Source organism: Novosphingobium sp., assembly GCF_039595395.1.
GTDB lineage: Bacteria > Pseudomonadota > Alphaproteobacteria > Sphingomonadales > Sphingomonadaceae > Novosphingobium.
The window spans coordinates 1-4,667 of record NZ_JBCNLP010000003.1 but is presented as its reverse complement, the minus strand read 5'-3'; the positions used below and the strand labels follow the sequence as shown (position 1 = coordinate 4,667).

3 tRNA genes and 3 rRNA genes are annotated in these 4,667 nt (G+C 54.5%); all 6 read left to right on the top strand.

Features of this window, described 5'->3' with window-relative positions:
- Positions 1–224 precede the first annotated feature (224 nt).
- Positions 225–339: ribosomal RNA gene (gene rrf / locus ABDW49_RS19380) — 5S ribosomal RNA — on the top strand.
- Between the two features lie 85 nt (positions 340–424).
- A tRNA-Met gene (locus ABDW49_RS19375) sits at positions 425–501 on the top strand.
- A gap of 459 nt (positions 502–960) precedes the next feature.
- Positions 961–2,492 (top strand): 16S ribosomal RNA (locus ABDW49_RS19370).
- 204 nt (positions 2,493–2,696) lie between these two features.
- Positions 2,697–2,772: transfer RNA gene (locus ABDW49_RS19365), tRNA-Ile, on the top strand.
- Positions 2,773–2,817: 45 nt separating this feature from the next.
- Positions 2,818–2,893, top strand: a tRNA-Ala gene (locus tag ABDW49_RS19360).
- A gap of 266 nt (positions 2,894–3,159) precedes the next feature.
- Positions 3,160–4,667: ribosomal RNA gene (locus ABDW49_RS19355) — 23S ribosomal RNA — on the top strand; the annotation flags it as partial.

Genomic DNA, 4,667 nt, shown 5'->3' with positions numbered 1-4,667 from the left:
TCACTCTGTTCATGCTTGATGAACCCCACCATCACTAAGAGGCCTGCACAAAGGATGATCCCATAAAGATCAACCAGGCAGCGCATCGTGAAGGCGGACAATCGTCACAGCCAATCACAACATCTGATTAAAAAACACCGCAACAGCAAGCCGCACAGGGGTAACCCTGCGCAAGGCAGGTCACGAACCTGCCTCATGCTCGCTGCAGCACGCTGGCCATATTGCTTGGTGACCATAGCAACAGTGACCCACCCGATCCCATCTCGAACTCGGCCGTGAAACCTGTCCGCGCCAATGGTACTAACGCTCAAGCGTTGGAAGAGTAGGTCGTCGCCAGGCATTATCGCCAGCGTGCTCAAAAAAAAACCCATTCACACCCCCCATGCCGGATGGCTGGGGGCGTGATCATTCTTGCAAACCCTGACGCGGGGTGGAGCAGCCCGGTAGCTCGTCAGGCTCATAACCTGAAGGTCGCAGGTTCAAATCCTGCCCCCGCAACCAGGGCCGCGCCATTGAGCGTGGGATGGAGTACCAGGCCGCTGAGGCTGCCTGCGAAGAAAGCAGGACTTCACGAAATTAAGAGTTGACCGACTCGGTGAGCAGCCATATAGGCCCGCTTCACCGATGCGGCGCCGCCCGGAAGGGCCGGTTAGCTGCGAGGTTGTCGACAGATGCGGGCCTTCATCCCCCGGTGCAAATCGGGGTGGGATGACTGTCCGCTTTAACTGTCGGCCAGGGAAACCTGAAACGTTCTTTGACATAGTTGATTATGATGAAGGGACATGTGGACGACGGCGTCTGCGCCTTGGGAGCTTCGGGCTCGATGGCGTAGTTTAAACCAAGCCGATGTTACATATGTCCTTCGTATCCATTACGTTTGACAAATGCAGGCATCGGCTCCTGAAGTTTGGACGTTTGTGGTTGGCGGGGTTTTGCCCTGCGCTGCAAGTGTTCATGACATAACTTGAGAGTTTGATCCTGGCTCAGATTGAACGCTGGCGGCAGGCCTAACACATGCAAGTCGAACGGCACAGAGAGGCTTCTCGCCGGGTGACGAGTGGCGGACGGGTGAGTAATGCCTAGGAATCTGCCCTTGTGAGTGGGGGATAACAGCTGGAAACGATAGCTAATACCGCATGATGACGTCGCAAGATCCAAAGGGGGAGGGGGACCTTCGGGCCTTGCGCTATCAGATGAGCCTAGGTCGGATTAGCTAGTTGGTGGGGTAAAGGCTCACCAAGGCGACGATCCGTAGCTGGTCTGAGAGGATGACCAGCCACACTGGAACTGAGACACGGTCCAGACTCCTACGGGAGGCAGCAGTGGGGAATATTGGACAATGGGCGCAAGCCTGATCCAGCCATGCCGCGTGTGTGAAGAAGGCCTTCGGGTTGTAAAGCACTTTTAGCGAGGAAGATAATCCTTGACGGTACCTGAAGAATAAGCACCGGCTAACTCCGTGCCAGCAGCCGCGGTAATACGGAGGTGCAAGCGTTAATCGGAATTACTGGGCGTAAAGCGCGCGCAGGCGGTTATGCAAGTCAGATGTGAAATCCCCGGGCTCAACCTGGGAACTGCATTTGAAACTGGCGAGCTAGAGTATGGTAGAGGGGGGTGGAATTCCGCGTGTAGCGGTGAAATGCGTAGAGATGTGGAGGAATACCGATGGCGAAGGCAGCCCCCTGGACCAAGTACTGACGCTCATGCGCGAAAGCGTGGGGAGCAAACAGGATTAGATACCCTGGTAGTCCACGCCGTAAACGATGATAACTAGCTGTCCGGGCACATGGTGCTTGGGTGGCGCAGCTAACGCGTTAAGTTGACCGCCTGGGGAGTACGGTCGCAAGATTAAAACTCAAAGGAATTGACGGGGACCCGCACAAGCGGTGGATGATGTGGTTTAATTCGATGCAACGCGAAAAACCTTACCTACCCTTGACATCCTCATCGCGATTTCCAGAGATGGATTTCTTCAGTTCGGCTGGATGAGTGACAGGTGCTGCATGGCTGTCGTCAGCTCGTGTCGTGAGATGTTGGGTTAAGTCCCGCAACGAGCGCAACCCTTGTCCTTAGTTGCCAGCAGTTATGGCGGGCACTCTAAGGAGACTGCCAGTGACAAACCGGAGGAAGGTGGGGATGACGTCAAGTCATCATGGCCCTTACGCCCAGGGCTACACACGTGCTACAATGGCCGGTACAAAGGGCAGCCACCTCGCGAGAGGGAGCGAATCTATAAAGCCGGTCGTAGTCCGGATTGGAGTCTGCAACTCGACTCCATGAAGTCGGAATCGCTAGTAATCGCGGATCAGAATGCCGCGGTGAATACGTTCCCGGGCCTTGTACACACCGCCCGTCACACCATGGGAGTGGGTTGCACCAGAAGTAGGTAGCTTAACCTTCGGGAGGCGGCGCTTACCACTGTGTGATTCATGACTGGGGTGAAGTCGTAACAAGGTAGCCGTAGGGGAACCTGCGGCTGGATCACCTCCTTTCCCTAAAGATATTGAACGAGTGCGCCGCTCCTTGAGAGTGGAAGAGCTTCGCACAATTCTAAGAACATTGCCGTCGTCTCATGTCCCTTCATCTGATGGAAACCAGCAAGGCGGCTTCGCGCCTGTTGACGTGGCGCGAGGGTGCGATGCGAGGGCCGTTGCTCTGGCTCGGAGCCTGGCAAGGTTGAGTGCTGGCGCCAGGATGGGCCTGTAGCTCAGTTGGTTAGAGCGCACGCTTGATAAGCGTGAGGTCGCAAGTTCAAATCCGCCCGGCCCACCATCCCCAGTCAAAAACTGCATGGGGCGGCGCGCAGAGCAACAGTGCGGGGCCTTAGCTCAGCTGGGAGAGCACCTGCTTTGCAAGCAGGGGGTCATCGGTTCGATCCCGATAGGCTCCACCACGTTTCCATTGAAGATGAAGACACACCTTTCCTTGCATCTTGAGACTGACCTGATGATTGGTCTTTTGCTGTAAGCCTGCGGGATTTGTTCTTTAACATTCTGAATGAGTTATTAATCGACGTGACGGAGTCGGTTTTTAGGGGTACCCTGTTGAAGGCAAGTAACCATATGGCTTTAGCGTTACTACAGATGTTGTAAATCTGGCTCAAATTATTGTCCTACGCTAGAACGATGCAAACTTATGCAGGCCTGTTATGATGGTGTGGGTTAAGCGTGACTAAGCGCACACGGTGGATGCCTTGGCGGTCAGAGGCGATGAAGGACGTGGTAGCCTGCGAAAAGCATCGGGGAGCTGGCAACAAGCTTTGATCCGGAGATGTCCGAATGGGGAAACCCACTGTGGTGTGGATAAGGTATCACCTTAGTGAATACATAGCTGCTGGAAGCGAACCGGGGGAACTGAAACATCTAAGTAACCCGAGGAAAAGAAATCAACCGAGATTCCCATAGTAGTGGCGAGCGAACGGGGAGCAGCCCAGTGCCTGAATCGCTTGTGTGTTAGTGGAAGGGTCTGGAAAGTGCGGCCATAGAGGGTGATAGCCCCGTACACAAAAGTGAGGAAACAGGGTGAACGAGTCGAAGAGTAGGGCGGGACACGTGAAATCCTGTCTGAATATGGGGGGACCATCCTCCAAGGCTAAATACTCCTGACTGACCGATAGTGAACCAGTACCGTGAGGGAAAGGCGAAAAGAACCCCGGAGAGGGGAGTGAAATAGAACCTGAAACCGTGTGCGTACAAGCAGTGGGAGCACCTTCGTTGGTGTGACTGCGTACCTTTTGTATAATGGGTCAGCGACTTACATTCAGTGGCAAGGTTAACCGTATAGGGGAGGCGTAGAGAAATCGAGTCTTAATAGGGCGTTTAGTTGCTGGAGGGTATAGACCCGAAACCCGGTGATCTAGCCATGGGCAGGTTGAAGGTTGGGTAACACTAACTGGAGGACCGAACCGACTAATGTTGAAAAATTAGCGGATGACTTGTGGCTGGGGGTGAAAGGCCAATCAAACCGGGAGATAGCTGGTTCTCCCCGAAAGCTATTTAGGTAGCGCCTCGTGAACTCATCCCTTTGGGGGTAGAGCACTGTTTGGCTGCTAGGGGGCCATCCCGCGCTCTACCAAACCGATGCAAACTCCGAATACCGAAGAGTGCTATCACGGGAGACAGACTGCGGGTGCTAACGTCCGTAGTCAAGAGGGAAACAACCCAGACCGCCAGCTAAGGTCCCAAAATCATAGTTAAGTGGGAAACGATGTGGGAAGGCATAGACAGCCAGGAGGTTGGCTTAGAAGCAGCCATCATTTAAAGAAAGCGTAATAGCTCACTGGTCGAGTCGGCCTGCGCGGAAGATGTAACGGGGCTAAACCCATGCACCGAAGCTGCGGGTGTGGCTCTTTGAACCACGCGGGTAGGGGAGCGTTCTGTAAGCCGGTGAAGGTGTCTGGTGAGGGATGCTGGAGGTATCAGAAGTGCGAATGCTGACATGAGTAACGATAAAGCGGGTGAAAAGCCCCCTCGCCGTAAGCCCAAGGTTTCCTGCGCAACGTTAATCGGGGCAGGGTGAGTCGACCCCTAAGGCGAGGCCGAAAAGCGTAGTCGATGGGAAACAGGTTAATATTCCTGTACTTGGTGTTGGGGGTGTGACGGATCTCGTGAATTGTCTGGCCTGATTGGATTCGGTGCAGAGCTAGTTGAAGTACCTGGAACCCGTCG